A 26,450-nucleotide genomic window follows, 5' to 3' on the forward strand; every position below is an offset into this window, starting at 1 on the left:
ATCAGAGGGGATGGGCTGCGGGCATCACTTCCGGCGTGCTGATGTTCGCCTTCGCCATCTGGATATGGCGGCGGCAGATCATCAAGTATCCAGACGACACTTGGAAAGCTCGCTTCTAACCAATTTGTCCACGCCGCCTAATCTGCGATGTCGAAGCGTTAGACGCGTGACGATCCAGTTATGCAATCCCGTTTGATGGCTTCAAACGGCGTGCGCCGTCGGCAAATGCGCCGGCTATAATGTGTCCATTGGACAAGTGCTCGACTGCTACCTCGATATCGGCGCATTTGCTCCGCGTTCGAAGCGGAGCACGGCTGGTCTTGATCTTGACCCGCCTCTAGTCGGGACGGTGCTCAGAGCTTGCCTGATCCACCGATATGCATATAGTCAGAGTAATAAAGTTTATTGGATAGAGGGGAGAACGGCATGAGAAGGGCTTTGACTGCAGGTCTAGCTTTGACGATCGGGATCAGTGGTGCGCTGGCTCAGCCCGCTTCGACACCTGCCGCTTCCCCGCCCGCGTCCGCCGTGATCGAGGATTTCAAGCCTTCCACCCTCAACCAGCCTGGCCAAGCCTACCCTCAGGTTAATTCGCAGGGCTATGTCCGGTTCAAAGTGATCGCACCTGATGCAAAAGCGGTGCGTGCGACGCTGGGCCTTGGCGGCCGCGGCGGCACGGTGCTGACCAAGGCGCCTGACGGATCGTGGATGGGCACGTCGGAAGGGCCGCTAGACGAGGGTTTTCATTATTACCATCTGAACGTCGACGGCGGCACCTTCAACGATCCGGGCGCGCTCAACTTCTATGGCAGCGTCCGGTGGGAAAGCGGCATCGAAGTGCCGGCGCACGATGCCGATTTCTACGCGGTCAAGGACGTGCCGCATGGCCGGGTTTCGCAGGTTCTGTTTCCGTCGCCCAGCACGGGCACGCACCGCCGCGCCTTCGTATACACGCCACCCGGCTATGATGCGAACCAGAAGGAACGCTACCCGGTCCTTTATCTGCAGCACGGCTGGGGCGAGGACGAGACCGCCTGGTCCAATCAGGGGCATGCCAACCTCATCATGGACAATTTGATCGCCGTCGGAAAGACGCGGCCGTTCATCATCGTCATGACTTATGGCATGACCAACGATGCACGGCCCGGAACGCTGCCCAGCTTCGACGTTAAGCCGTTCCAGACGGTGCTGGTCAACGAACTGGTCCCTTATGTCGATTCGCACTTCCGCACCCTGCCGGACCAGAAGCAACGCGCGCTCGCGGGCTTGTCAATGGGCGGGTTCGAAACGAAGGCGATCGCACCTGCGAACCTCGACAAATTTTCTCATATCGGGCTGTTTAGCGGCGGCAGCTTCTCGCTGGACGACGTTAACAAGACGCCTGGCTTTAAGGACAAGGTGAAGCTGGTTTTTGTCAGTTACGGCAGCCGGGAACTGGATGGCGGCCGTGCCCGGGGGCCTGCTGGAACGCCCCGTCGCGATCCGCGCGAGGAATCAGATGCGCTCAAGAAGGCGGGTTATCGCAGCGTATTCTATGTGTCGCAGGACACGGCGCATGAGTTCCTTTCGTGGCGACGCAGCCTGCGCGAATTCGCACCACTCCTCTTCCGCGACTGATGAAACGGCCAGGTGATGGCCTTCCGAGTTTTACATCGCCGCCTACTACGCTCAAGGGCACGTTCCAATCTCTTTAACGCAGACGCTCGTTCACGCTTTCGCGATCCATCACGGGACAAGAGATCGGACAGTCGCCCGTCGACCCTTTGTCGCCATTCAGGCACCAAGTTCACATCTTTAGATCCGGACTGTCCGGTAACCGTCAGGACGGGGTCTGTTCGCTCCACATCCAAGTTCCAAGGCAACATTTTGCCTACTTTCGCCGTTTACCCTCGATGGGAATCGCGCCGTCCAATCTATTGCCCGATGGGAGAGGCTTCCAGGTCAAGGCAACATGGCGGCGTTTCCATCCACTGGGTAAAATCGGCCTCGCCGTCCTGATCGCGATTTTCGGTGCCTGGCTTATCCTTTTCGTCACCAAAGGCCGATTTCTCAAAGGGCCTTTTGAACGGACAGTGACGGCGCTTACTGAACGGCACACAAAGGTAAAAGGCGACTTCCAGCTCTATTTCGCGCCTTTCAGCATCAAATTTCTCGCGCAGGGGCTGACCGTCGCCAATCCTGCATGGGCTGAGAGACGTTCGCTCTTTACTGCGCGACAGGTAGATGCCCGGATCGCACCGCTCTCCCTGCTGTTTGGGAAGCGGCATTTTTATTCATTAGTTCTGGACGACGCAGCGATCGACCTTGAATGGAATCGCGCCCATGACGCTAACAGTTGGACTTTTGGCGACGGCAAGGGTGGCAAGCCGCTCACCTTTCCCCGGATCGACAGGGCCAGCGTCGCCGGCACGCGCTTGCGCTATCTCGATCCGCGCATGAGGCTCCTTACCGATCTCCAGTTCGACGAAATCAATTCCATCGACGCTCGCATCGATAAAACCGTGGGCGTGAACGGAACGGGACGCATCCGCGAAACGCCCTTTCGTGTGACAGCCAAACTTTATTCGCCCGATGAAACGGCCAATCGTGGTCGCAACCAGCTGAGCCTGCGCGCATGGGCGGGCGCCAATGTTATAGATGTGAAGGGAAATCTCCCGTCTGTCGCGGACATAGAGAATGTGCCGTTGCAGACCCAGGCCACAGGCCGAGATTTGTCCGAGCTGTTGGCGATCATTGGAGTGCTCATTCCGCAAACGCGAACCTATCGCCTCAAGAGCCAGCTTGTGAAAGACGGCGAGGTCTATCGTTTCACCAAACTAAGTGGCACATTTGGAAACAGTGATGTCGCCGGAGAATTGACCGTTACCAACGGCGGCCGGATCAGGTTGGATTCCGAACTGACCACTCGGCGTCTCGACATCATCGATGCTGCACCCTTCATCGGTTATAACCCAGACATTGTCGAAGCGAAGGGTGCTGCCGCTGCGGCTGCGGCAACCGGTGCGGCGCCTAACCGCATTCTGCCGGACGCAGCCTTCCCCGTAGAAAGGATGCAGGCTTTCGACGCAGCGCTGAAGTGGAAGATCGGCGTCGTGCGATCGCGCAACGTGCCAGTCTCCAACATTGATCTTAGCCTCGCTTTGGACAACGGGCGTCTCGCTCTGTCGCCTCTCACCTTTGCTATGGCACGGGGAAAGGTAGCGGCAGACATCATATTGGACGCAAGGCAGCGACCGGCCGCCGACAGCTATGACATTCGCCTTGCTCCCACTCCCCTTGCAACACTGCTGGCAGGATATGGCGTTGCCGAAGCTGGCACCTCGGGGATGATCCACGGCCGCATAAAATTGGCAGGGCGCGGTGACACCATTCATGACAGTCTGGCGAGTGCAACGGGCCGCATTGCCTTTATCATTCCCCAAGGAAGTTTTTGGACGCGCAACGTACAGCTTTCTGAGCTAGACCTTGGCACCTTTGCCTACAAAATGTTTCAGGGGCGACTGAAGGAACCGGTGCAGATAAATTGCGGACTCGTCGCCTTTACCGTTCGCAACGGCCTGGCCAGCACAGACCCCATATTGATCGACACGCGAAAGAACGTGATTACCGGGCGCGGCGGTTTCAGCTTCAAGACAGAGGCTCTCGATATTGGAATGCGGGCCGACGGCAAGAAGTTCAGCCTGTTCTCGGGCCAGTCGCCGGTAGGCATTGGCGGCCATTTCGGTGTTCCGTCGCTGAACGTCATCAGCCCGGAACTTGTAGGCCGCTCGGGCGCCGGACTTGGCTTGGCGCTGCTGGCCAGTCCGCCTGCTGCCGTGCTTGCATTTGTGGATGTTGGTGACGCGAAATCCGCAGCCTGCGGTCCCGTGCTTGCGGGCGCAAAAGCGGCAGCACAACGGACAAAAAGCGGTAAGCCAAGAGATGATGTTAGGCCGAAGAAGCGTTGACCCACACAGCCTGACGTCTCGCTTTAGCGACAGGCGGTACCTCAACAGATTACGCCAAATGGCCCGATTGCTGTTTCTGCAAAGGCAGAGCCTTATCGGCGGTTCGAAGATACTTACTGTCGGCTAACGGCAGCGGCCGATCCATACCGGACGCTTAGCGCCCAATTATCGATCCTCAGCAGCAGACGTTCCGCTTTCCCGTCAGCTGTCGACCAGGATCGTCACTCCCACCCGCCGGGATGAATGCCTCGTTGCGCCAGAAGTCGTCATATTGTTTTCGGTATTGCGCAACGACCTTAGTCATGGCTGGGAAGCGAATGACGGCTGTAAATCAATATGTGGCAGCCTGCGTTTCCTAATCGGGCTTCATTGATCGATTACGCGCAACAAAGAGGCTTATACCGATCGACAGAATGAAGAGTTGGCTTTCCTCACAGATCGTGAGCAAAATTGCTTTCCTCGTAAGTCCAGTCTCTCCGATCAATATGCCAATATCTGCAAGGTTCATCTGCGTTCCGGAAAGGCCCTGCGTAAGGGCTTGAAGAGAGCCGACCAGCAATGTCCCGCCGGAGAAGAAAATAAGGGCAGCTGCGCCAGCACCTGCGATAAGGGAAACGGCGGTCACTATCCGCCAATGATATCCTATCAATGCCGCCCAGGCGACGACGCCCGCGGCCGTGCCTAGCACCACCCCTTCAAGGGGCCCGGTGACATTCGCTATGGACACCCCCGATAGCAAACCTACGTTTTCCCTCTCGAGCAGGTTGCCTAACGCACCGACGGTAAGGCCGCCGATCGCGGCTCCGGCCACCAGCCAGCCATCAGCGCGGCCGCGCCACGTCAGAGCTGTAGCCATCCCGGTGCCGAGCCCCGCACCGGCGAGCAGGCCGAGCGCGTCGATCATCGCCGCCAGGATCAGCACCTGCGCGCTGCTGCCCGTCGCTGCAATCATGCCGTAGATCAGGCCGGCCACCGCACCTGACATAAGGCCCGCCAGCGTGGAGACACCGGCGACCTGTGATCCTTGTGCACGTGGTGGCATCTGCAGCGGCTTGAGTATTTCCGCGACGAAGCGATAGCCGTGGGGCACGGTCTCAATGAAGCGTGGATTGGCGGCATCATCGCCCAGTGCACGGCGCAACGTCCGGACACATTGCGTTAGCGCCTCGTCCGTCACCGGAATGCCGTGCCAGACCTGTTCCATGAACACGTCCTTGGTGACAAGCTCCCCGCGCCGCGAGACGAGCAGGGCCAAGGCGTCGAAATACCAGGTCCCAAGCTCGATGGGTATGCCATCCTTGCACAGTTGCCGGTTGTCGCCATCGAGCTGGAACGCGTCAAAGCGTAGGATGCGGGCTGGTGTCTCCATGCCCCGGCGGTCTGGCGTCATCTCGCGAGCGGAGCAAGCGTTGAGCGTGATTTCAGCCATTGCTCATAAATTGCTCATGCCTTTCATACGCGGCCGACCGAAGGCCACAGCGAGAAAACCACTGGGAGACCCGATTATGAAAGACCTATCTCTGACCCGATCCCCGCTTTTGAATGGATGGCGTATTGCCGGCTGGGGCAGCCTTCTGGCGCTGTTGTTTCTGCCTGCTTTAGCCATGAAGATGACCGACGAAGTGAATTGGACCGCCGGGGATTTCGTTTTCGCTGCTATGCTGCTCGGCGTTGTCGGAACCGTGGTAGAGCTTGCGGCGCGATTTGCCCGACCCGGTGCGCCGCGTATTGGCTACCTGATCGGTGGTTTTACCGCCATTTTCACGTTCTGGTCGAACGCTGCGGTCGGTATCATCGGCGACGAAGACTCCGTTAACATCTTCTTCTTCCTCATGGTTGTAGGGGCCACTGATGCCGCGATGGCCTGTCGGTTCTGGCCGAAAGCGATGCAATGGATCGCAGTGCTGCTGGCCATCGGTCAGTAGCCGTTGGTATCGCCGCGCTCAGAATGGTGTCTGGCCACCCGGTCGAATGGGGCTTTCTCACCGTTTTTGCTCTGTTGTGGCTGACGGCGGCATGGTGTTTCAGCCGCGCTGTTCTCGAGCAAAACAGTAAGACCGAGGCTTGATGTTCGCCACTCGCGGCCGTTATAGGGAACGGCGGTCGCCGGCCCTTATGAGACGCTCAGCGGTCAAATCTTGAACCCCAAGTGCGGAAGGTCCGCTATTCCGGCAGGTAGCGACCAAAGTCGGACTTCCGCAGATCTTCCAGTGATAACGGCTTTTGACCAACTCTGCCGTTCGATAAGCGGCTTGGGAAGGGCAGCAATTTTCCCAAGCGCGTTAAAATGGCCCCTCGCGGGACGCGAGGAGCCATCGAGTCAGATTTCGGTGTTTTCGGCTGAGGTGAGCGCGTCTTCCACGTCGATCCCGAGATAGCGCACCGTATTCTCGATCTTGCTATGACCGACGAGGATCTGGACGGCGCGAAGGTTGCCGGTTGCCCGGTAGATTATTGATGCCTTCGTCCGGCGAAGTGAGTGCGTCCCGTACTCGTTTCGCATCAGACCGACCCCTGTCACCCATTCATCGACGAGCCGGGCATACTGTCGGGTGCTGAGATGCCCATTATGGTCAACCCTGCTCGGAAAGACATAGTCGTCCACCGTGCCGCCCCGCCGCTCAAGCCAGGCCAGTAGACTGCCCTAGCGTCTGGAAGCAGCTTGAATTGAACAGGCCGACCTGTTTTCTGCTGCATGACGATCGCACGCGTTCGAATTTGTCCGCCGCTGACAAGGTCGCCGATCTTCATCTGCACCAAGTCGCAGCCCCTGAGTTTGCTGTCGATCGCCAGATCGAACAGCGCTCGATCTCGCAAACGGCGGCGCTGATTTAGGTAAAATCGGATCTCCCAAATCTGCTTCGGTTTCAGTGCACGCTTAGCGCCAACGGCCCTTCCGGCATTCCAGACCTGGCGCTTGGTGGCGGTGAGTTCAGTTTCAGGCGATTCCATGATCGTTCTCCGATGGCCACAGAGGCCGCTCGAAGAACGCTTTGGCGCTCGATAAACAGGAAGACCCACGGCGCCTAGCGACCCCCTTAAGCCGTTCCCGTTCCCGCTTGAGTGGATGACCGGCACGAAACCGTCACAGATCCAGTGGGTCATGGCGTGCGTTGAGTTTTGCGAGCCGCTAACGCATGAGCCCGGCTGCCCGAAGTGCATCCTCAATTACTTTGCCCACTCCGCCGATTGCGGGCACGTCGATCAGCGGGCGCGCCGTCGGGACACCGGCACCTGGGGTCTCATTCACCGCGTTCGATCCAAATGTGAGAGCAAGGCTTTGTCTCGTAGGTGCCGCTTCGGCAGGTCTAACATGAACAGCATGCTTATCGCTACCCACTAAGCCCCAGAATCGGCAGATGTGTCGTGTGGAGCAAATGCTGGCTTCGAGCATGTAGGCACCGCTCTTGCCGCAGCCGTTCTCGCCCGCTGTGTCGAGCGGCGTACCATGGCCCATGCCGGTGATGCTGTATTCCTCGATTACCTCATGGCCAGTGGCGTTGCACCAGACGCGCCTGGGATATCCATCGACGGCCTCGGTCCGCGCGGGATCGACACCGACCCCATGCAGAGCACGCCACTGGGCTATGATGGCGTCGGCGTTGTTGGGGTTCACCGTTGGGTCGCCGCTGCCATGCCAGATCGAGAGGGTAGGCCATGGACCCGGATGATCGGAGGCGCCGCGAACCAGCGCCGCAAGCTCCGCCTCACGCGGGACGCTGTGCCCGCGCATGCGATCAAAAGCTTGCGGGATCGTGCTCGCGCAGCCGTAGGGCAGGCCGGCGATGATCGCGCCGCTGGCGAACACCTCCGGATAGGTCGCCAGCATGACCGAGGCCATCGCCCCTCCCGCGGAGAGGCCTGTGACGAAGATGCGCGCCGGATCGATCGGGTGGGCACCGGCGACGGCGTCGATCATCTTACGGATCGAAAGCGCCTCGCCGGAACCACGGCGGCTGTCCTCCGGCGAGAACCAGTTGAAACACAGATTCGGGTTGTTACGCCGCTGCTGCTCAGGAAACAGGAGGGCAAAGCCGTACCGATCGGCCATCTCGGACCAGCCCGCCCCCACGTCGTAGCCAGCCGCCGTCTGGGTACAACCATGCATGACGACGACGAGGGCTGCTCCATCGCAGAGAGTTGGCGGTACATAGATATGGGCTTGGAGAGCCCCAGGGTTCGAGCCGAAATTCGGAAGGCTTTCGAGGCGGCCGCGGGGCACTGCACTCATATCGGCCGCATTACGCAGTAAAGCAAGCCGTTCTATAGTGTCGGAGAGTTTGCGCATGATAATCACCTTGGATGAAGATAGCCTGCGAAGGCGTGGTTATGACCATCTTGCCGCACCGCACAATGAATAGGGTGTCAGACCATTGATGCAAGGCACCCAAGTACTTCTTTCAGTCCGGTTGCGAAGAAGCGTCCGAGTTTCCGACGCTGACAAGTCGGACCGGCGGTCGACACCCGCGCGGCTTCACCTCCAACCGGGGGACGTCAACGTGTCATCGAACAGGGCCGGCTTGCCGTAGGTGATCTCATGTTGTGCGATCTCAACCTGCGTTGCGAGGGCTGTCTTAGGACGATGGAGATTTTGTATGCGTAACCGAAACGGTCGTCCCTGGGTATCCACCCTCGGTCTCAACGGTCGCATGCAACTGACTGGCCAAAGCTTCGACGATGCTGGTGCCCAGGCCCGGCTTCGCATCGGCCAGCGTCTCGGGCGTGCCAATGCCGTTGTCGCTGACCGACAAGGTCCAGCCGACATCGTGCATGTGATAATCGACGAGAATCCTGCCATCGCGCCTTCCGGGAAACGCATGCTTTAGTGCATTGATGACCAGCTCGGTGACGATCAGCCCCAGGCTGACCGAGATGTCGGCATTCACGCTAGTGCCGTCGGCGGTGACCACGATCAACACCTTGTCATGATCGTGGATCATCGAGGCGCCCAGGCTTTTGCACAACTGGGTCAGATATTCACGCAGTTCTACCTCGCCCAACCTTGATGCCGCGAGTTGCTGCTGCAAGGTCGCGATCGACATCACCCGATTGTGCGCATCGTGGAGATGCCCGCGCGCTTCGTCCGATTGCACCCGGCGCGCGCTCTGCATGAGCACGCTCGCAATGATCTGGAGGCTGTTGGCAACGCGGTGCTGAAGCTCCTGGAGCAGGATAGCCTTCTCGCGGAGCAAGTCATCCTTGAGCTTCACGCTGAGCCGGGCTTCGGTGACGTCGGAAATGGTCAGGAGCAGGCGGACATGATCCGCCTCGCCATAGTCGAGCTTCTGGGCGCCCAGAACGAGGCGCCGCGGCGGCGCCTCACCCTTGAGATCCATTTCGTAGGCTTCGATCCTGGCATGGCCCGAGAGGGTAGCGCCGAGCAGCGAACGAAGCTGGGGTACGTTCCACTCCCCCGCGCCGAGCGCAAACACCGACTGCCCGCTGACACGCGACGGATCGAGACCGAAAGCGCGGTAAAAGGATGTGCTTCCGGCGATGACGGTGAAGTCCCCGTCGAGCAACAACGCGGGCGCGGCGGAAGATGTCAGAATCGCCAGCGCGAGGCCGTAAGCTACATCAGGGTGGACGGGCGGGTTCATGATGAAGGCCTCCTTTCCGGGGAAACCAGAAAGCCCGCGGTGATGAGGGCTGTATCCGGCAATCGCGAACCGCGCGCTTCTTTGAGGAGCGCATGAACTCGAAACCGCATCATAGCACGATTGCGCGCAAGCCCGGCATCTATTCGACGCCGGGCAGATGTCGCCGTCCCTGAACCCGGACAAGGCCGGTCCGGATCAGCCATTGGTTGCCGGCGCTGTCCCATAATAGTCGGTCACGCGCCGACCATAGGTTTCGTCGAACACGGGCGCCGAATCCGGCCGGAAGCTGGGCGCGCCTTCCAGCAGGCGCTTGTCTATGGCCGCCACATATCCGCCCTCCGTCTCGCTGTAGTGAAACGCCGACCAGGGAATGGGGTGATAGCTCTGCCCCACTCCGAGAAATCCCCCGGTGGACAGGATGACATAGGCGAGCTGTCCGGTCCGTTCATCCAGAATTAGCTTGGCGATCGTGCCCAGCTTGTCGCCATCGCGGCCCAGGACGGCCTTGCCGCGAATGTCGTCGGCGGAGGTCAGGACAACAGCGCCCAAAGGCGCGGCCGGTGCTTCTGCATTGGTGGCCATGGCCTGGCTCCTTTCGGTAATAAAAAGGGGCGGCAAGCCCATGCGGCCGCCGCCCCCGGAAATGCATTCTCAGGCAAGGCTGTGCTTCAAATCGCGCATCTGGTCGTGCCCGGCCTTCACCGACACGAAAGCGTCGCGAATGACGTCACGCGCCGCGGGTTGAAGCTCGGCGTCCTTCGACGCCTTTTCGAACTTCGCCTTGATATGATCCTCGCCGCGTTCGACTTCGTCGATGATCGCCTTGTCGTTCTTGCCGGTGAGGGCCTGCTTGAGGTCCATGAAGCTGCGATGCGCCGCACCCAGGAGGCTGGAGCTGTCCTCCGGCTCGCCGCCAAGGTTGCGCACTTCCGCCTGCAGGGTAGCGACGATCTGCCCGCGATCATGGACGAAACTGGTGAACAGCGTCGCAAAGCGCGTGCTCTTTGCATCGTCGGCGGCGTCCTCGAAGCCTTTCAGGCTGTCGAGGGTGGTGGTGATCAGTCCGTTCAGAACCGAGATATCATGCTGGTCGTTCATGTCCGTATCCTTTCCGATAGCGTCAGGAGCCGGGAGATCTGCATCTCCCGGCCCGTTGTGACGTTCAGTTTCCCGAGAGCGCCGAAGGCAGCAGCGCGCCGCCCTGCTGCAGCTGCTGCTCGATGATGGGCACGCCATTGCCGGCGACCTGTTTCAACGACTGGTCGGCGCCATCTTCGGCATATCCCTTGTACGTGGCCCAATTGCCCTGCTGAACCTGGGCGGACTGGGTGAGGTACAGGTTGTCGAACGAACTGCGCGGCGTGCTGCGAAGCATTTTGAGCATCGAGGCGCGCTCGGCCGACAAGCGCGTAGTGGGCTTGGCGATCTTGCGCTGATCGTTGTTCAGCGAGGCGAGCAGCGTCTGCTGGGAGGTTTGCGACTCCGAGATGATGCGCTGGGCATAGGCCTTTACATCGCTGCGCTGTGAGCGTGCGAGGCTGAGCCGGCTTGCCGCGATCTGAAACTGGTTGGCATCGGATGCGGCAGCCGAGAAGGCCGGAGCATCAAGGCCATGGACCGGCCCGACGCCTACATTCACGCTGGAATAGCTGCCGGTCGTGGCAGGTGTGGTGGACTGGGCGGAGGTGACTGCGGGGACGGCGAGCATCGCCGTGCCGAGCAGGAGGGAGATCATTATCAGTTTCATGGTAGTGTTCCTTGCAGGCGCGATCTCACCGGTCATGCCGGTGGAAAAGCCACGCCCGCTCTTTGGCAGGAAGCGCACCTTCCAAGATGGACAGGTATCGCTTGGAGCTATCTGACAACGATCAAAAGTGGATATCGTTGCATCCATCCCTCAATATTTTCAGAAATATCTGCTTACATCTGACAACCGCGCCAAATATTCGGATAAATATTTCATATGTTAAATATTGAACGTGTTGTGGAACGATTATATCGGATCGACCGTTCGCATAATTCCGGTTGCGATATGTCGATAAGGCCCGATCGTCTTCTGGATCACAGGAGAATGATTATGGGAATTATCATGTGGCTCATTGTCGGCGGCGTGATCGGCTGGCTCGCCAGCGTGATCATGCGCACGGACGGCCAGCAGGGCATCATCCTCAATATCGTGGTGGGCATCGTCGGCTCCTTCATCGGCGGCCTGATTTTTGCCAAGGGCGACATCAACAACGCGCCGCTCACTGTCACCACGTTCCTGGTCTCGCTCGCGGGGGCCATCGTACTGCTTGCGATCGTCAACCTGATCCGCCGCGGATCGCTACGCTGAGCTTCTCATCCATGGGGCTGTCGCGGCGATGCGGCGCCGGCGTTGAAGTCCTTTGAGCACGCTCACCATCCGGCATCGCACGTCCTATTATTACCGGCAGCCGGTGCAACTTGGTCCCCACCGGCTGATGCTGCGCCCGCGCGAAGGGCATGACATCGACCTTGCGTCCTTCGATCTAGACATCACGCCCGATGCCGGCATTTCCTGGGCGCGTGACGTGGCGGGCAATGCGGTTGCGACGGCGATCTTTCCATCCATCACCGACCGCCTGGTCATCGAAAGCCGATCGGTTCTCCGCGTCGGCGCGGTGGCGTGGCCGGTGTTCGCCATTTCCGCGTCGGCGATCGCCTATCCGTTTCGATACAGCGACGACGAATGGACAGACCTCGGCAGCCTGGCCGTCATGCAGTATCCGGACGCGAACCACCGGCTGCACGACTGGGCGCAAGGGTTCGTGCGCGGGAACCCGACCGACACGCTGGCCCTGCTCAAGGACCTGAGCGCGGGTGTTCCCGGCTGGATCGCCTATCAGGCGCGAGACGATGAAGGCACCCAGTCCCCCGTGGAGACGCTGAATCGCGGCGGGGGATCCTGCCGCGATTTCGCGGTGCTTTTCGTCGAGGCGGCGCGCAGCCTCGGCTTCGGCGCGCGGATCGTCTCGGGCTATCTCGACAACCGGGCGGAAACCCTCGTCGGCCAGGATGCGGCCGGGTCCACGCACGCCTGGGCGGAGGTCTTTGTACTCGGTGCTGGCTGGATCACCTTCGACCCAACCAACCGCAGCGTTGGTGGTTTCAACCTTGTGCCTGTCGCGACCGGTCGCGCCATGCACCAGATCGCACCGGTCAGCGGCAGCTATGCGGGGCCAGCGAAAATGCTGGACCATATGAGCGTGGAAGTCGAACTGCGCTGACCAGCCATGCGCAGTGGATAAGAGCGTAGCTTGCCAAATGGGCTCTCCGCCTATGGTATTTCGCCTTTGCACACCCCATATCGAACTTACCGCACTCCAAATGCCCAGGGCTCGAATGCGGCCGAGAGATAGTTCGCGCTCCCGCTCATTGACGGAGACGAACGATGTCCTTTTTATCCAGTAGCATAACGAGTACGGACAGAGCGGAACTTCCACTCGATCTTCCCATGATCCCGCACTCCAGTGGTGCGCAGGGTGACGCCGCGCGATCCCTGCGTGAGGACAATTGGGAGAATGAGGGCGGTCACGTCGCCGGAGCGAAGTTCCCGACCGCAACCCCCGCGCTTTCCGCCAGCGATGTCGAGACGCTCGAAGCTCAGGTTCGTTGCATGGAAAGCAAGCTGGCCAGCGATTTTGCCGATGGGCGGGTAGGGACGCGTTACAACACCTATGCACATCGCTCACGCGTCCTTCGCCAGCAAAAGGCCAAGCTTGAAGCAGGGTGGGCCAGTGTTCAGTCGCGGGAGCAACCAGGATGAACGATCCTTCTGAACTGGAGGGAGCCGCTGCGGCCGAGCAGATGGCTCATTACGAGATCACTCGCGTTCCGGTCGATCAGTATCGTTACAAGGATTATCGCTACTCGAAGCTGAGCGACGCAATTGCTCAGGCCAGACGTGACGGTAAACCCTCCTGATCTTGGCCACCAAAGGTATCGAAGCTTTTGAAAGGACGTTCCATGGAGCTTTCATCGACCTTTTGCCGGATGCAGGAGAATGTCCAGCGCGATCGCGCGACCAATGCGGTGTTGGAGAACATCCGCCGCGTGGCCGAGAAAGCGGCCAACGCATGGGGCGCCGTGGCCCTTGCCGCCAAACAACGCGAAGCTTGTCGCGAACGAACGCGCATCATTGCGGACATGGCCGCTCTTCAAAATGAGAGGATACCCAGCGAAGAGGACAGGCTGCTCAGCGAAAACCCGGACAGGGGGTTCGAAAGCCGCTGAATCGAGCCACCAAAAATCCGAGGAGATCTATCGATTGTACGTTAGCATCCTCTGCCCGGCCATCACGGCATGCAGGCATGCCGTTCCTGAATACTACAACCCTTAGGCCGCAGTGTGAAGAGAGCGAGATGATCGATCCCGCAAATCCAGGCCTGCCGCACGAGTTTGCCGACCGAATAACAAAGCCGTTCACGCAGTTCCTCAGGGTCGAGGCCGCAGCCGGGGGATTGTTGCTGGTCGCTACGATAGTCGCATTGAGCCTCGCGAATACGACTTGGTCTGGGCAATTCCTGGCCTTCTGGGAGATGCAGATCGGCCTGCAGATCGGCTCGTTGGACTTTACCCGTTCAACGGGGCACTGGATCAACGACGGATTGATGACCTTCTTTTTCTTCGTGGTGTCCCTGGAGATGAAGCGCGAGTTCGCTCTGGGCGAATTGCGAAACCTGCGAACGGCGGCCCTTCCTTTCGCAGCTGCGCTGGGCGGCATGATAGTGCCTGCTTCGATCTACATTGCGATTCTGGCCGGAAAAGCCGGCACGCACGGCTGGGGAACGGTGATGGCGACCGATACGGCGTTCGTCATCGGGGGACTTGCGCTCTTTGGTTCGCGCGTTCCCCACAGCTTGCGCCTGTTTCTCATAGCCTTGGCGATCTTTGATGACATCGGCGCCATCCTGGTCGTGGCGATTGGTTACGGAAACGCCTTGAATTTCGTCGCAATCGGTCTTGCGTTTATGGTCCTGAGTGTAATCGTCATCGCCGCTCGTCTGGGCATCCGAAGCATCCCGATATACTTTTTCTTCGGAGCCGCGTTTTGGCTGTGCCTTGACGCCTCCGGCATCCACGCGACGATCGCCGGTGTCATACTCGGGCTAATGACCCCGGCGCGAATCTGGGTGGGTGTGCCGCGTCTGCGCGCCATCCTCGGGAACGTCCTGGAACCGCGCGATCATGAGTGGAGTGGCGACACATCAGATCGCCGCGAACTTGTAGAAGCGGGCCGAGCTATCAGCGAGTCCCTATCGCCGTTGGAGCGGTTGGAAATGATGCTGCACCCCTGGGTGGGGTTCGCGATCATGCCTCTCTTCGCCCTGGCCAATGCGGGGGTCGCGTTTTCGACGTCCGACATCCAACCTGTCACAGTCGCGATCTTTGTCGCGCTGGTCTTCGGCAAGCCCATAGGCGTTCTGCTCTTCAGCTGGCTGGCGCTGCGTTCGGACCTTGCAACGCTCGGAGCAGGCCTGAACTGGTCTTTCCTCACAGCCGGCAGCTTATTGACCGGGATAGGCTTCACTATGTCCTTTTTCATTGCGAACCTCGCTTATCCTTCGACGCTGCTGGTTGCGGCGAAGCTGGGAATTCTTCTTGCCTCGCTCGCATCGGCTGTCGTGGGCCTGTTGGCCGTTTATTGGGTGACGCGGCACAAACGAGGGAATGCCTAGTGACCATCCAACGATAAGTTCGGGCAGGGAACTAGACTCTTTGGTCGGCGGCATCTTTGCCGGCTATGGCTATAGGATCATGCCCCAGATGATGGTCGACGAAGAGGCGCGTTTTAGCGTCGGCACGGATGATGCCATGTCGGCGGTGCCGCTAGTGGCAGTGAGACCAACTTCAGTCTACTAAAAATGATATTCGAAGTAGCCTCAAGCGGCTGCTCTTGCCGCAAGCCGTCATTCAAGCGACGAGCGGAGAATGGCGGCTTCGTCCCAGTTCCCGCCGATCTCGACCCTTTGTCGCCAGTCAGGCACCAATTTCTCCTCTCCGGGTCCGGACAGTCCGGTAATTGGTAGGTCTCGACCAGATTGCGTCGTTCTCCGATCGGCGTTTGAACGGCAGCATCCACGAACTGTCGTTCACTTTCACTTACGCCGCCCGCTGTTCGCCGAGAAGTTCTCTCAAAATTGCCCCATGCCCCCATCCACAAACAGCTCCGCTCCAGTGGTGAAACTCGCGTCATCACTGAGCAGAAAGGCCGTAGCGGCGGCAACTTCCTCTGGTCTGGCCATGCGGCCGAGCGGGATCGGCGCGATTAGCGCCGCGCGTACATCGTCGAGGACGCGCGCCATCATTTCCGTGTCGGTCGGGCCTGGCGCAACCACGTTCACGCGAATACCCCTTGGCGCCAGCTCCGTCGCCCAAGTACGGGCATAGGATCGCAGTGCGGCCTTGTTCGCAGCGTACGTGCCGTAGCCGGAGACACTGATCGATCCGGCCACCGACCCCATCAGCACGACGCTGCTCCCATCGCGCAGTATGCCGAGCGCAGACTTCAGACCACAGACGGCACCCCGGACATTCACGGCAAAATGCCGGTCGAAATGATCGGTCGTGATGTCGGCCAGCGACGTTGGTTCGCTGATGCCGGCGTTGAGCACCAAGGCATCGATAGGACCGTGCACGTCCTGGACCATGGACATGACGCGCTCCAGACCCTGCGGCGATCCGGCGTCGGCGACGAGGCCCATCGCTCCATGGCCAATCTCATCGACCGCCAGATCGACCTCATTGGCTGCGCGACCGGTGATAAATACTGCCGCACCTTCCACAGCAAGCCTCTTCGCGACCGCCAGCCCGATGCCTTTCGCCCCGCCCACCACCAGAGCCGCTTTGTCCGTCATTCGATTCATTTTACAATTTCCCGTCACGATAAAGATGGGGCACTAGATATACAGTGAATATCTGCTATCAAGAACGCACTATGAGTAGCCTAGATATAGCCGAGGATACTGAACTGGCCTGCGTTGCGCAGAGAGCCCTGTCGGAGATGCCGCTGATCCGGCCCGTTCTTGATAAGATCGCGGACAAGTGGACCATTCTGATCCTCATCGCGATCTGCCCCAAACCTGCCCGGTTCAACGAGATCAAGCGACGGCTGAACGGTATTACCCACAAGGCGCTGGCCGACGCGCTCAAGCGCCTTGAGCGGAACGGGTTTGTCACACGGACCGTCCTCTCAACGGCTCCGATCGGAGTCGAGTACGCGATCACTCCTCTTGGCCATTCGCTGCGGCAGCCGTTCGAAGCGCTGTGCGGTTGGGCGCTTGCTCATGGTCGTGAGATAGACGAAGCGGGCGACCGCTATGATCACGGTTATGACCCGGCCGGGCGTGCTCAGGCCTCGAAATAGGCGGCAAGCTCTTCGGCTGCGGCGCGGGAAAAGGCGCGGCGCAGGTGATCGAGGAAGGCGGACGCCCTGGCGTTGAGCAATCGGCGCGTCGGGTACAGCGCCCACAAGGCTATGCCCGATCCTGCCACGTCGCCCCAGCTCGCCAGCCGCCCGGCGGCAATGTCGCGGATCACCAGCGACAGTAGCAGGCGCGCCACCCCCGCGGCCGCACGCACGGCATCGCGGATCATGACCAGCGACGAAAGGCGCAATGTCGGCTCGATATCGATCTCCATCGGCCCGGCCGGCGTAATCGCCGTCCAGCTTCCGGCCGCGCCCAGCGAGTTCGAGGCCAACATGGCGACGTTCATGCCGAAATGGGCGGCTTATGAGATGCGACTGATGGCGGAGCGCTACGTTAGCGACGTCATGATTCCGCAAGGTGGTGATCGCGAGCGCCTGGTGAACCTGCTCGGTCGGCCGTTGCACAGCTATCGCGAAACCTCCGTCCGGATTGCGGCCGCCTGACCAAAACTATTCAGACACGCCCGCCGCCGGCATGTCCGCCGACGGCAGGCATTTTGCTAGTCAGGCATCCGCTGCGTGCGGGTGGGTCGCCATGGCCAACCTGCCAGTAACCGGCAGCAAAACGCAACAGCTGTCGATCCTTTGCGGACATTTGAGATAGTGGGCAAACTGACCGCTCACCCTACCGGAGAGTGGCATGATCAGTTTTGAAATGAGTGATGCCGAACAGCTTGAGATATACCTCGATCAATTAGGAATCGCCGAATTTTATTCGCAAATCAAACTTTTGGATGATAAAAAGACAGATCATATTCATCTAATAGCTGAAAGCTGGGGCGGTAGCCATCTAGCTGACGAGCCTGTAAATACATCTGCAAAGGCGATCAGGCACGTTAAAATGATCTTGCGGGAATGACCGCAATCCACCCATCTTGGCGATTTGATCGAGTCAAAGGCGTGACGAGTCGCGCCGGTGCTTCCGGTCCCGGTCAATATTCGCATGAAACCGAATGCGAGAACGGCGCTGAGGGGTGGGTAGGAGACGGTCGGGTTTCGGAATGGATCGAGCGACTTGCGGACATTCGATGAGAATGTAACACCCATCTTCATGCTTGGTATTTCGATCAAACTTATGGCTACTGCTATGGCCGGTGCCATCCCAGCGAATCCGCTCGATATTCATGTTGAGTTGGTCAAACCAGAAGTCGCGGTAGCGCAGGTCGCCGCGTGCGGCATGAAGAACGTCCGTTCAAAGCTTGATGACACTCTTCAAGAGGATGTGATCGAAGTGGGAGATGTATCCGCTTCGGAAGAACAGTTAAGGTGCGTAGCCCGTGCTTCGCTGGTTTCAAGCTACTATGTGGTGTTTCCATTGTCGGTAGAGCGGGGCTACCAGACCGTGTACCAGCGCATGTCGAATGAAAAAGATAAGGCTGACGCAAAGGCTTGGTTAGAGAAGAGGGGGTTACTCTCCCGGTTGCCAACTTATGACCCCAAACATTCCGATGAGGTGGCTTTCGTTCGTGAACTCGAAGCGATGTGCGGCCCTAATGCAACTGGCACAATTAAAACCATGCATGGGATGGGCACCTTCGAAGGCGACGCCGTTTCGTCAGGCAAGTTAAACGACGGAACATTTTGGTGCCTCATAAATGGCGCAGCGGCGTCGGGATACCCCTTCGGCTTCATCGGAAACGAACAGTATGGCGAAAGGCCTTAGGGCAATGACCTGCTACGGAAAGTGCACAAGCGTCAGGTTTCGCTCTTTGCAAAGTTGCCGATGAACGGCAATTTCTGGTCGAAACTGGTCGTTACGCGCTGGCTTCTGCAATGCCTTGGCGCAACGCCCTACCAATGGCCGCCCAAGAACGGCCGCTGCCGGTCAGTTCTTGCGCTGTGGCACGGTGAAGGTGCCCGACACGCGTCCGCTGGGGCTGGTGGCGGTGCCTGCGCTGGTGCCGCCGGTGGAGCGGCCATCCACGGTGGTGCGCCCGCTGTTGAGGTCCATCACCAGCCGTCCGCCCGTCAGCCGGTTGGCCCCCTGCGTCAGCGTGACATTGCCCAGCATCGTGATCAGCTTGGCATTAAGGTCATAGATGGCGACATTGCCACGCGCCGTCTGATCCTGTTTGGTGACCACGACATTGCCCGACGCGTCGATGCGGTCGATTTCCACGCCGCCCATATTGCCGCCGCCATTGTTACCGCCGGGCTGGTTGCGAGAGGCGACGGTCATGCGCGCGGCGTTCAGCGTCATGCCCGCCTGCGTCACTTCGACATTGCCGGATACGACGACGCGGTCGGCGCGATCCTGCACCTCTATCCGGTCGGCGTTGAAATTGACCGGGGCGTTGCTGTCGTGATTCTTGAACACCTGCGCCCAAAGCGGCGCATCGGCCCCCGCGAACATCAGCGTGGCGGTCCCGACGAAGCCGGTCGAAAGCAGGATCAGGGTGCGTTTCATCAGTTTCGCCCTTTGAGACCATTTTGCTCGATGCGCAAGCTTGCCCGGCCATTCAGCGTCACGGTGCGCGCCGCCATGTCCGCTTCCAGATGGTCGCCGCTGAACGTGCCGATGGGAATGCGCCCGTCCACGCGGCCCGCACTTTTCATCCGCCGGGTCTTGAGGTCGACGCCCACGTCGCGGGTCGTCAGGCGGTATCCGCCCGCCGCCTCGAACTGCACCGGCCCGACGATCGCGACCCGTTCGGTGTCCATGTCGTACCGCCCCTTTTGCGCGTTCAGCACGGCGGGACCGTCGGACAGCAGGATGCGCGCCGACATGCTGTTGAGGTCGACGATCGGTTCGCGGGAACTTTTCTGCACCGCCGACCCCGCCCGCAGGGAAAAGGGCTGCCCCTTGCTATCCTCGCCGCGATACAGCGCTTCGGTCAGGCGCATCCGGTCCTTGGCGACGGCGACCTTGTTCTTGTCCAGCACGAAACTGACCTTGTCCCCGCCGGTGAAGGGCGCGGTCGCCAGCAATGCCGCCAGCACGCCCACAGCAACCGGCAGCCAGTTTTTCAGCAGCGCGACCATGCGGTCGTGGCTGCCGCCGGGCTTTGCCCAGAGACGGCGCACATCGCGTTGCTGATCGGCCTGAACGGACATGGATGACCCTTGCTGTCTCTAGCGCTTACATATGCGCGAAAATGTCGATTTCCGGCCAGCCCGCCAGATCCAGCGCGGCGCGGTGCGGCAGGAAGTCGAAACAGGCCTGCGCCAGTTCCATCCGCCCTTCGCGGATCAGGCGCTTGTCCAGTTCGGCCTTCAGCGCGTGCAGGTATCGCACGTCGGACGCGGCATAATCCTTCTGCGCGTCGGACAGAACCGGGCCGCCCCAGTCGCTTGACTGCTGCTGCTTGCTGATGTCCTGGCCCAACAGTTCGCGTACCAGTTCTTTCAGGCCATGGCGGTCGGTATAGGTGCGGATCAGGCGCGATGCGATCTTGGTGCAATAAACCGGCGCGGCGACGACGCCCAGATAATGCTGGATCGCGGCAATATCGAATCGCCCGAAATGATAGAGTTTCAGCCGCTCCGGATCGGCCAGCACGGCCTTCAGATTGGGGGCGGCATAATCGCTACCGGGGTTGAAACGGATCAGATGTTCGTCGCCCTGCCCATCGCTGATCTGGACCACGCACAGGCGGTCTCGCGGCGTGATGAGGCCCATCGTTTCGGTGTCGACGGCGACGGGCCCGGGCGCCAGCACGCCTTCGGGAATGTCTTCTTCATGGAAATGCACGGTCATAGCGTCCCCTCTATGGCCAAACCGGACGAACCGCATTCTAGGCTTTGTCCTGATGCAAAGTCGCGATGGAATGCCGTATTCGCACGATGAAGCGACCCCATTTGGGTAGTTTTCGACCTATTGGAACGAAACAGGATCGCAAAAGTGAAAATCATTCGCGCTGCCCTGAAAAGTTGTTATAGTGATTCCCAAATCCGCGTTTGCGGTGGATTCTGCATGTCATTCGCCCGACATGTTTGTCCGATGGTCTAGGGGCGAAGCGAAAGTGACTAACAGGGCATGAGTTTTGATAGAGGTCGCCGCGGCGGGCGCGGCAAGGATAAGCGCGACGGTTTCGGCGACGACAACTTCTACGGTGGTGGTGATCGCGGCGGCTTCGGCGGCGGCTTCGGCGGTGGTGACCGCTTCGGCGGCGGCGGCGGCGGCGGCGGCTTCGGCGGCGACCGTGGTGGTTTCGGCGGCGGTGACCGCGGCGGCTTTGGCGGCGGCGGCGGTGGTCGCGGCGGCTTTGGCGGCGGTGGTTTCGGCGGTGGTGGCGGCGGTGGCCGCGGCATGCCTGCCCAGGTCGTCGGCGAAGGCAAGGGTGTCGTCAAGTTCTTCAACGGACAGAAGGGCTTTGGCTTCATCGTTCGTGACGATGGCGGCGAAGACGTTTTCGTGCACATCAGCGCGGTCGAACAGGCCGTTCTGACTGGTCTGGCCGAAGGTCAGCCGCTCGGCTTCACGCTGGTCGATCGTGGCGGCAAGGTGTCGGCGACCGATCTGGTGATCGACGGCGAACCGCTGCCCGTGACCGACCGTGGTCCGCCGCGTGAACCGCGCGAACCCCGTGCCGGCGGTTTCGGCGGCGGTGCGGACCGTGGCCCGCAGCGTCAGCTGACCGGTGAACGCTCCAGCGGCACCGTGAAGTTCTTCAACGCGATGAAGGGCTTCGGCTTCATTCAGCGCGACGATGGCCAGCCCGACGCCTTCGTCCACATCAGCGCCGTCGAACGCGCCGGCATGTCCGCCCTTAACGAAGGCGACCGCCTCGACTTCGAACTGGAAGTCGATCGTCGCGGCAAATATGCTGCGGTGAACCTCCAGTCGAAGGCCGAATAAAGGCCGGACGGATCATCCCTGTTTCAGGGAGAGGATGGAGAAGGGGCTGCCTGAAAAGGCGGCCCCTTTTTCTTTGGCTGGCGGCTGTCCTGGCGGGTGCTGACACGTCTCTGTCAGACGTGATGCCCATTATATGAGGTCTGGAGGCTGGCGAAGCGCTTTGGCCACTCCGTCCGGTGCGCTTCCTGGGTAACCCGGATCGGCGCTCTGGCGGCTTCAGGGTGTGGTGCATTAAATCGGAATCACTTCAGTGAACCCGGTTTCCCAAGCCTCTCGAAGCCCTTCCTATATTCGGAACAGGCATGTGACGACATTGAACGCAGGCAGGCAATCGAAGGAAAGCGAAAGTCTCTGAATATTTCGATCCGGAGAAAGTGTGGGGCTTCGACAGGCTCAGCCCGAACGGCTTTTATCCATGGCTCGATGCGTCAGGGAAGGGAAAGGGTTTCGACGTCGCCCTACCCCGACGAATGTTGTGATGCCCATTGCGCCGCTTGACCCAGCGACCGCTTCACATCAGCCACAATCGACGCCTTGGCAACATATTTATGAGAATATGATGACTTTGCCTCGATCCGCTCGCTTTTACGGAATCGAGAAGCAGGTCGCAAAACGCGCATATTTCCCGAACGGCCCGTTCGCCATGAATATAGGCTGTCAGATCGAGCTCATCGGGTTTCAAAGCAGATATGGATTCGATCACATCGGTTTGGCCGCTCCATGCATCCAATGTGCCGCATTTCCTGAACGGAGGCCGCTCGACATTGGGATGATGACGTGACGAGCCGCAGGCCGCGCAGCTAAAAATTGCGGATACCGGCGCCTCTTCGAACGGGTCATGTGCCTCGTTTCAACGCAGCGTCCTTAAAACAGGTGCGTAACGGATGGGCGAAAATCCGCCATTGGCAGGTCGTCAGGGCTGAACGTCGATCCGCCCTGACGGATTGATGGACTTGGTCGGACTGCGCTTCCACCGACCTGGAAAACGCTCCGATGCCCGCCTTCCGCTCATCCCCGCCATCTGGAAGTCGAAATGAAGAAAGGCTGCGACATTGCTCGGCCGCGTCCCTCCTTCATTTCCCGTCCTGCCGTTTATTCGGCGGCGTTGGTGGCGTTTTCCGCTGGCGCTTCGGCCGCATTCGCGGCGTTGGCGGCATTGTCCGCACCCTCGGCAGCGGGCGCTGCGTCTGCGGCGGGGAGGGGCAGGTTCGACCCCTGCGTATTCAGCCAAGCGATCAGATTCGCGCGATCCTGCGGGTTGCCAAGGCCGGCAAAGGTCATCTTCGTGCCCGGCGCAAATTCGCGGGGGCTTTTCAGCCAGCGATCCAGCGCGTCGAAGGTCCAGTTGCCGCCCTTGCTCTTGAGCGGGTCGGAAAAGGCGAAGCCGCCCTTGCCCTGACCGATGGGTTCGCCGACCGTGGCGTAGAGATTGGGACCGATGCCGTTGGCGCCGCCCTGATTGACGGTGTGGCAGGCCGCGCATTTTGCGAAAACCTTTTCACCCGCCGCGACATCCGCGCTGGCGAGCAGGGTGTTGAGGCTGGGGCCGCTGTCGCCGCCTTCGCCTTCCGCTTCGACGCCTTCGATGGCGTAGCCCATTTTTTCAGGGCGTTCTTCGTGAAAATATTTGGAACTGACGATCGCGCCGCCAAGGGCCACGATACCCGCAAACAAAGCCCAGCCAGCTACGGTATTGAAACGATCTCCCATGTCGCTCGACTTCCCTTGCTTTTTCTGTTCCGGGGACTGTCGGACGCGCCCCCTCTTGTGCGTTGCCATAAAGGGGGATACGCGCAGGCGCAAGTCGGGTTCATCCCTATTGCATTGCCGGACCATGCGTATCCCTGCGGATGGAAGGCGGAAATCCTGAGCGCACGCCCATCCATGGACAATTATCCCGCCCCCGCCCGCGTGATCGTCGCGGACATGACCGCCAAGGCAGAGGCCGATCCGGCGCGCGCCGTCGCCTATCAGGGCGCGCCGGGCGCCAATTCGCATCTGGCGGCGCTTGGCTATGCGCCCGATTGCATACCGCTGCCCTGCTTCGCGTTCGAGGATGCGATCGATGCGGTGCGGGGCGGGCAGGCCGCCCGCGCCATCATTCCCATCGAAAACAGCCTGCATGGCCGCGTCGCCGACATGCATTTCCTGCTGCCCGAATCGGGGCTGAGCATCGTCGACGAATATTTCCTGCGCATCCGCCATTGCCTGATGGCGCCGGACGACAGCCCGGTCAAAAGCGCGATCAGTCATCCGCAGGCGCTGGGCCAGTGCCGCCATTATCTGCGCGAGCGGGCGATCCAGCCGGTTGCCTATGCCGATACGGCGGGCGCGGCGGCGCTGGTGGCGGAACGGCGCACGGCGGGCGAGGGGGCGATTGCGCCCTATCTGGCGGCGGAACTGTATGGGCTGCGCCTGATCGCCGAAAATATCGAGGATAGCGACGATAATATGACGCGATTCCTGGTGCTGGCGCGCGAACCCAGAATGCCGGTGCCGGGCGTGGGCAAGGTGATGACGACATTCCTGTTCGAGGTGAAGAACATCCCCGCCGCGCTTTACAAGGCAATGGGCGGCTTTGCCACCAACGGGGTCAACATGACCAAGCTGGAAAGTTACCAGCGCGGGGCGAGTTTCGCCGCGACCGAATTTTTCTGCGACATCGAAGGGATGCCGGGCGACCCGGTGGTCGACCGGGCGCTGGCCGAACTGGAATTCCACACCAAATGGGTGCGGCAACTGGGCAGTTACCGGCAGGCGCGGCCACGTACCTGACCGCGGTTGCGGTTTTGGATAAATGACGGGCGGCGGGCATGCCGCGCGCCGTCAGATGGCGGTGGCGTCCCGCACCACCAGCACCGGCACGCCGTCGCGGACCGGGAAGGCAAGGCCAGCGGCATCCGACACCAGCGCGCCGCGCGCACCATCCCAGCGCAGCGGCGTACGGGTGACCGGGCATACCAGCTTCGCCAGCAACCAAGGATCGATCGGCGCGATTTCGGGATCGGTTTCAGCCATGATGTCGCTCATTGCATGGTCGCATTGCCGTCACGTTCGATCCGGCCGACGATCTGCATCAGCTGAATGATCCGTTCCGACCGTTCGGACAGAGTGTCGGCCTCCAGCAGGGTCTGCTTGGCGGCGGGGTCGAAGGGCACGATCTGGGCGATGCCGTTGACCAGCGCCGTGTCGTCCAGCCGCGACACCGCCGTCCAGTCCACCACATAGCCCAGCGTATCGGCGAAACGGCGCGATTCCTGTTCCAGCGCCGCGCGTTCGACCGCGTGCAGCACTTCGTCCTCCTGCGGGGCCTGCTCCACGTCAGCCTCGACCTGCCGGAACTGGGTGGGCACCGTCAGTTCGCGGATGACGCGGAACCGCGCCAGCCCCGTCAGCACGATGTTGAAACGACCATCGTCCAGCGCCTCGATCTGGCTGACATGGCCAAGACAGCCGACATCGAACAAAGGCGGCACCGGGCCGACGCCGCGCGGCTGGATCATGCCGATACGCCGGTCGCGCGCCATCGCATCATGGATCAGCGCCCGGTATCGCGGCTCGAATATATGCAGCGGCAGGTCCATGCCCGGCAGCAGCAGGGCGCCGGACAGGGGAAAGATCGAGACGCGGGCGAGGTTCATGGCTGTCCGGGCGCAGTCGTCAGGAAAACAGGATCTGCGACAGCTTGCGACGCTGGGCCGCGACCCAGGGATCTTCCAGCCCGACCGCTCCGAAAATGGTGAGCAGCTGCGCCTTGGCCGCGCCATCGTTCCACGCCCGGTCGCGCCGCACGATTTCCAGCAGCGCGTCGGCCGCGCCATCGCGGTCGCCGTTGGCCATCAGGCCGCCCGCCAGTTCGAAGCGGGCTTCGTGATCGTCGGCATCGGCATTTACGCGCGCCTGTATGCCCGACAGGTCGGCGACCGGCTTTGCGTCCCGCGCCAGTGCGATGGCGGCCCATGCCTGATCCACCGCGACATTTTTCGCGACATCGGCGGGCAGCGCGGCCAGCACCGCTTCGGCTTCGTCCAGCTGGCCGAGCGCCACGAGCGCGCGGGCCATGCCTGATACGACATCGACATTGTCGGGCGCCATTTCGGCGATCTGGCCGAACACGGACAGGGCGCGATCGGCTTCGCCGGCGGCCAGCATGTCTTCACCCATGGCGATCAGGGGGGCGATTTCCTGCAACTGCGCCTTTTCATCCGATTCGATCGGCAGTTGCGACAGCAGCTGATCCAGATATTGCTTCAGCTGTCCTTCGGTCCGCGCCTGCGACAAGTCGGCGACCGGCTGACCCTGAAACACGGCATAGACGGTCGGGATCGACTGCACGCGGAACTGGTTGGCGATGAAGCCATTTTCGTCGACATTCACCTTCACCAGCTTCACGCCCTTGGCCGCGTAATCGGCGCAGACCTTTTCGATCACCGGGGCCAGCTGCTTGCAGGGGCCGCACCATTCGGCCCAGAAATCGACGATCACCAGGCTGGTGCGCGACGGCTCCACCACATCGCGGCGGAAAGATTCCACCGCCGCCTTGTCAGCCTCGCTCAATCCCAAGGTCGCCACGCTTCAAATCTCCTGCTTATGCGGTCATGTGACCGCTGTCATACCGCGCCTTATGTGGGGCGTCACCCCTTTGGGGCAAGACA

At 60.6% G+C, this 26,450-nt stretch carries 30 protein-coding genes and 1 pseudogene; 15 read left to right on the forward strand and 16 right to left on the reverse strand.

The features are described 5' to 3' along the window. The first annotated feature begins 456 nt into the window (after positions 1-456). Complete coding sequence (locus tag ACOJSJ_RS08625; RefSeq protein ID WP_420144573.1) at positions 457-1,617, forward strand: alpha/beta hydrolase-fold protein; 1,161 nt, start codon at positions 457-459, stop codon at positions 1,615-1,617. A 275-nt stretch (positions 1,618-1,892) separates the two neighbouring features. Further along, a complete protein-coding gene (locus ACOJSJ_RS08630) occupies positions 1,893-3,947 on the forward strand; it encodes an AsmA family protein (RefSeq protein WP_420144574.1) in 2,055 nt (684 codons plus the stop codon). 355 nt (positions 3,948-4,302) lie between these two features. On the opposite strand, the gene ACOJSJ_RS08635 is transcribed toward ACOJSJ_RS08630, so the two are convergent. After that, complete coding sequence (locus ACOJSJ_RS08635; RefSeq protein WP_420144575.1) at positions 4,303-5,376, reverse strand: winged helix-turn-helix domain-containing protein; 1,074 nt, start codon at positions 5,374-5,376, stop codon at positions 4,303-4,305. Here ACOJSJ_RS08635 and ACOJSJ_RS08640 point away from each other — a divergent pair. After that, positions 5,357-5,872 (forward strand): hypothetical protein, encoded by a 516-nt coding sequence (locus ACOJSJ_RS08640; protein WP_420144576.1) that lies wholly within the window; start codon positions 5,357-5,359, stop codon positions 5,870-5,872. The genes ACOJSJ_RS08635 and ACOJSJ_RS08640 overlap by 20 nt on opposite strands. A 395-nt stretch (positions 5,873-6,267) precedes the next feature. On the opposite strand, the pseudogene ACOJSJ_RS08645 reads toward ACOJSJ_RS08640, so the two are convergent. From ACOJSJ_RS08645 to ACOJSJ_RS08670, 6 genes and pseudogenes are all read right to left on the reverse strand, one after another. Continuing rightward, positions 6,268-6,899 (reverse strand): annotated as a pseudogene (locus ACOJSJ_RS08645) (tyrosine-type recombinase/integrase). 178 nt (positions 6,900-7,077) lie between these two features. Then, complete coding sequence (locus ACOJSJ_RS08650; protein WP_420144577.1) at positions 7,078-8,235, reverse strand: alpha/beta hydrolase family esterase; 1,158 nt, start codon at positions 8,233-8,235, stop codon at positions 7,078-7,080. Between the two features lie 286 nt (positions 8,236-8,521). Next, positions 8,522-9,547: a sensor histidine kinase gene (locus ACOJSJ_RS08655; protein WP_420144578.1), complete on the reverse strand. Its 1,026-nt coding sequence runs from the start codon at positions 9,545-9,547 to the stop codon at positions 8,522-8,524. Positions 9,548-9,742: 195 nt separating this feature from the next. Then, positions 9,743-10,129 carry a PRC-barrel domain-containing protein gene (locus tag ACOJSJ_RS08660; RefSeq protein WP_420144579.1) on the reverse strand — a complete coding sequence of 129 codons (387 nt, stop codon included), beginning with the start codon at positions 10,127-10,129 and terminating at the stop codon, positions 9,743-9,745. Positions 10,130-10,198: 69 nt separating this feature from the next. After that, the gene (locus tag ACOJSJ_RS08665; protein WP_420144580.1) at positions 10,199-10,645 is read right to left on the reverse strand and encodes a ferritin-like domain-containing protein; all 447 of its coding nucleotides are present in this window, start codon (positions 10,643-10,645) and stop codon (positions 10,199-10,201) included. Between the two features lie 64 nt (positions 10,646-10,709). After that, a complete protein-coding gene (locus ACOJSJ_RS08670; protein WP_420144581.1) occupies positions 10,710-11,294 on the reverse strand; it encodes a DUF4142 domain-containing protein in 585 nt (194 codons plus the stop codon). Between the two features lie 330 nt (positions 11,295-11,624). On the opposite strand from ACOJSJ_RS08670, the gene ACOJSJ_RS08675 reads away from it, so the two are divergent. The 6 genes from ACOJSJ_RS08675 (at position 11,625) to nhaA (ending at position 15,246) form a co-directional block, all read left to right on the forward strand. After that, positions 11,625-11,882: a GlsB/YeaQ/YmgE family stress response membrane protein gene (locus tag ACOJSJ_RS08675; RefSeq protein ID WP_028657400.1), complete on the forward strand. Its 258-nt coding sequence runs from the start codon at positions 11,625-11,627 to the stop codon at positions 11,880-11,882. Positions 11,883-11,934: 52 nt separating this feature from the next. Beyond that, on the forward strand, positions 11,935-12,795 hold the full coding sequence (locus tag ACOJSJ_RS08680) for a transglutaminase family protein (RefSeq protein ID WP_420144582.1): 861 nt from the start codon (positions 11,935-11,937) through the stop codon (positions 12,793-12,795). A gap of 227 nt (positions 12,796-13,022) precedes the next feature. Beyond that, positions 13,023-13,334 (forward strand): hypothetical protein, encoded by a 312-nt coding sequence (locus ACOJSJ_RS08685; RefSeq protein ID WP_420144583.1) that lies wholly within the window; start codon positions 13,023-13,025, stop codon positions 13,332-13,334. Then, a complete protein-coding gene (locus tag ACOJSJ_RS08690; RefSeq protein ID WP_156306778.1) occupies positions 13,331-13,492 on the forward strand; it encodes a hypothetical protein in 162 nt (53 codons plus the stop codon). The genes ACOJSJ_RS08685 and ACOJSJ_RS08690 overlap by 4 nt, the downstream gene beginning before the upstream one ends. Positions 13,493-13,534: 42 nt before the next feature. Next, complete coding sequence (locus ACOJSJ_RS08695) at positions 13,535-13,801, forward strand: hypothetical protein (RefSeq protein ID WP_420144584.1); 267 nt, start codon at positions 13,535-13,537, stop codon at positions 13,799-13,801. A 128-nt stretch (positions 13,802-13,929) separates the two neighbouring features. Further along, positions 13,930-15,246 (forward strand): Na+/H+ antiporter NhaA, encoded by a 1,317-nt coding sequence (nhaA, locus tag ACOJSJ_RS08700; RefSeq protein WP_420144585.1) that lies wholly within the window; start codon positions 13,930-13,932, stop codon positions 15,244-15,246. A 456-nt stretch (positions 15,247-15,702) separates the two neighbouring features. On the opposite strand, the gene ACOJSJ_RS08705 is transcribed toward nhaA, so the two are convergent. Then, positions 15,703-16,425, reverse strand: coding sequence for an SDR family NAD(P)-dependent oxidoreductase (locus ACOJSJ_RS08705; protein ID WP_420144586.1), 723 nt, complete (start codon positions 16,423-16,425; stop codon positions 15,703-15,705). A gap of 80 nt (positions 16,426-16,505) precedes the next feature. On the opposite strand from ACOJSJ_RS08705, the gene ACOJSJ_RS08710 reads away from it, so the two are divergent. Then, on the forward strand, positions 16,506-16,934 hold the full coding sequence (locus ACOJSJ_RS08710; protein WP_420144587.1) for a winged helix-turn-helix transcriptional regulator: 429 nt from the start codon (positions 16,506-16,508) through the stop codon (positions 16,932-16,934). Here ACOJSJ_RS08710 and ACOJSJ_RS08715 read toward each other — a convergent pair. After that, positions 16,919-17,272: a LysR substrate-binding domain-containing protein gene (locus ACOJSJ_RS08715; RefSeq protein WP_420144588.1), complete on the reverse strand. Its 354-nt coding sequence runs from the start codon at positions 17,270-17,272 to the stop codon at positions 16,919-16,921. The two genes, ACOJSJ_RS08710 and ACOJSJ_RS08715, sit on opposite strands and share 16 nt — an antisense overlap. Between ACOJSJ_RS08715 and ACOJSJ_RS08720 the strand changes: the two genes are divergently transcribed. From ACOJSJ_RS08720 to ACOJSJ_RS08730, 3 genes are all read left to right on the forward strand, one after another. After that, positions 17,163-17,441 (forward strand): hypothetical protein, encoded by a 279-nt coding sequence (locus ACOJSJ_RS08720; protein ID WP_420144638.1) that lies wholly within the window; start codon positions 17,163-17,165, stop codon positions 17,439-17,441. The genes ACOJSJ_RS08715 and ACOJSJ_RS08720 overlap by 110 nt on opposite strands. 196 nt (positions 17,442-17,637) lie before the next feature. Further along, positions 17,638-17,856: a hypothetical protein gene (locus ACOJSJ_RS08725; protein ID WP_420144589.1), complete on the forward strand. Its 219-nt coding sequence runs from the start codon at positions 17,638-17,640 to the stop codon at positions 17,854-17,856. Positions 17,857-18,012: 156 nt separating this feature from the next. Further along, positions 18,013-18,660, forward strand: coding sequence for a hypothetical protein (locus ACOJSJ_RS08730; protein ID WP_420144590.1), 648 nt, complete (start codon positions 18,013-18,015; stop codon positions 18,658-18,660). 162 nt (positions 18,661-18,822) lie between these two features. On the opposite strand, the gene ACOJSJ_RS08735 is transcribed toward ACOJSJ_RS08730, so the two are convergent. From ACOJSJ_RS08735 to ACOJSJ_RS08745, 3 genes are read right to left on the reverse strand one after another with little or no spacing between them, the layout of a single operon-like run. Next, positions 18,823-19,404: an LptA/OstA family protein gene (locus tag ACOJSJ_RS08735; RefSeq protein ID WP_420144591.1), complete on the reverse strand. Its 582-nt coding sequence runs from the start codon at positions 19,402-19,404 to the stop codon at positions 18,823-18,825. Further along, positions 19,404-20,051: an LPS export ABC transporter periplasmic protein LptC gene (locus ACOJSJ_RS08740; RefSeq protein ID WP_420144592.1), complete on the reverse strand. Its 648-nt coding sequence runs from the start codon at positions 20,049-20,051 to the stop codon at positions 19,404-19,406. Before ACOJSJ_RS08740 ends, ACOJSJ_RS08735 begins: the two co-directional genes overlap by 1 nt. Positions 20,052-20,076: 25 nt before the next feature. Next, positions 20,077-20,694, reverse strand: a complete 618-nt coding sequence (locus ACOJSJ_RS08745) for a ribonuclease D (RefSeq protein ID WP_420144593.1) — start codon at positions 20,692-20,694, stop codon at positions 20,077-20,079. 279 nt (positions 20,695-20,973) lie between these two features. Between ACOJSJ_RS08745 and ACOJSJ_RS08750 the strand changes: the two genes are divergently transcribed. Then, positions 20,974-21,795, forward strand: coding sequence for a cold-shock protein (locus tag ACOJSJ_RS08750; RefSeq protein ID WP_420144594.1), 822 nt, complete (start codon positions 20,974-20,976; stop codon positions 21,793-21,795). 1,092 nt (positions 21,796-22,887) lie between these two features. On the opposite strand, the gene ACOJSJ_RS08755 is transcribed toward ACOJSJ_RS08750, so the two are convergent. Further along, positions 22,888-23,505 carry a c-type cytochrome gene (locus tag ACOJSJ_RS08755; protein ID WP_420144595.1) on the reverse strand — a complete coding sequence of 206 codons (618 nt, stop codon included), beginning with the start codon at positions 23,503-23,505 and terminating at the stop codon, positions 22,888-22,890. Positions 23,506-23,679: 174 nt separating this feature from the next. On the opposite strand from ACOJSJ_RS08755, the gene ACOJSJ_RS08760 reads away from it, so the two are divergent. Next, positions 23,680-24,570, forward strand: coding sequence for a prephenate dehydratase (locus ACOJSJ_RS08760; RefSeq protein WP_420144596.1), 891 nt, complete (start codon positions 23,680-23,682; stop codon positions 24,568-24,570). Positions 24,571-24,621: 51 nt separating this feature from the next. Here ACOJSJ_RS08760 and ACOJSJ_RS08765 read toward each other — a convergent pair whose 3' ends face one another. The 3 genes from ACOJSJ_RS08765 to ACOJSJ_RS08775 are packed head-to-tail and all read right to left on the reverse strand — an operon-like array spanning position 24,622 to position 26,367. After that, positions 24,622-24,825 (reverse strand): Trm112 family protein, encoded by a 204-nt coding sequence (locus ACOJSJ_RS08765; RefSeq protein ID WP_420144597.1) that lies wholly within the window; start codon positions 24,823-24,825, stop codon positions 24,622-24,624. Further along, positions 24,822-25,436, reverse strand: coding sequence for an LON peptidase substrate-binding domain-containing protein (locus ACOJSJ_RS08770; RefSeq protein ID WP_420144598.1), 615 nt, complete (start codon positions 25,434-25,436; stop codon positions 24,822-24,824). Before ACOJSJ_RS08770 ends, ACOJSJ_RS08765 begins: the two co-directional genes overlap by 4 nt. A gap of 19 nt (positions 25,437-25,455) precedes the next feature. Next, the gene (locus ACOJSJ_RS08775; protein ID WP_420144599.1) at positions 25,456-26,367 is read right to left on the reverse strand and encodes a tetratricopeptide repeat protein; all 912 of its coding nucleotides are present in this window, start codon (positions 26,365-26,367) and stop codon (positions 25,456-25,458) included. Between the last annotated feature and the right edge of the window lie 83 nt (positions 26,368-26,450).

The organism is Sphingobium sp. (assembly GCF_048594625.1).
Lineage (GTDB): Bacteria > Pseudomonadota > Alphaproteobacteria > Sphingomonadales > Sphingomonadaceae > Sphingobium.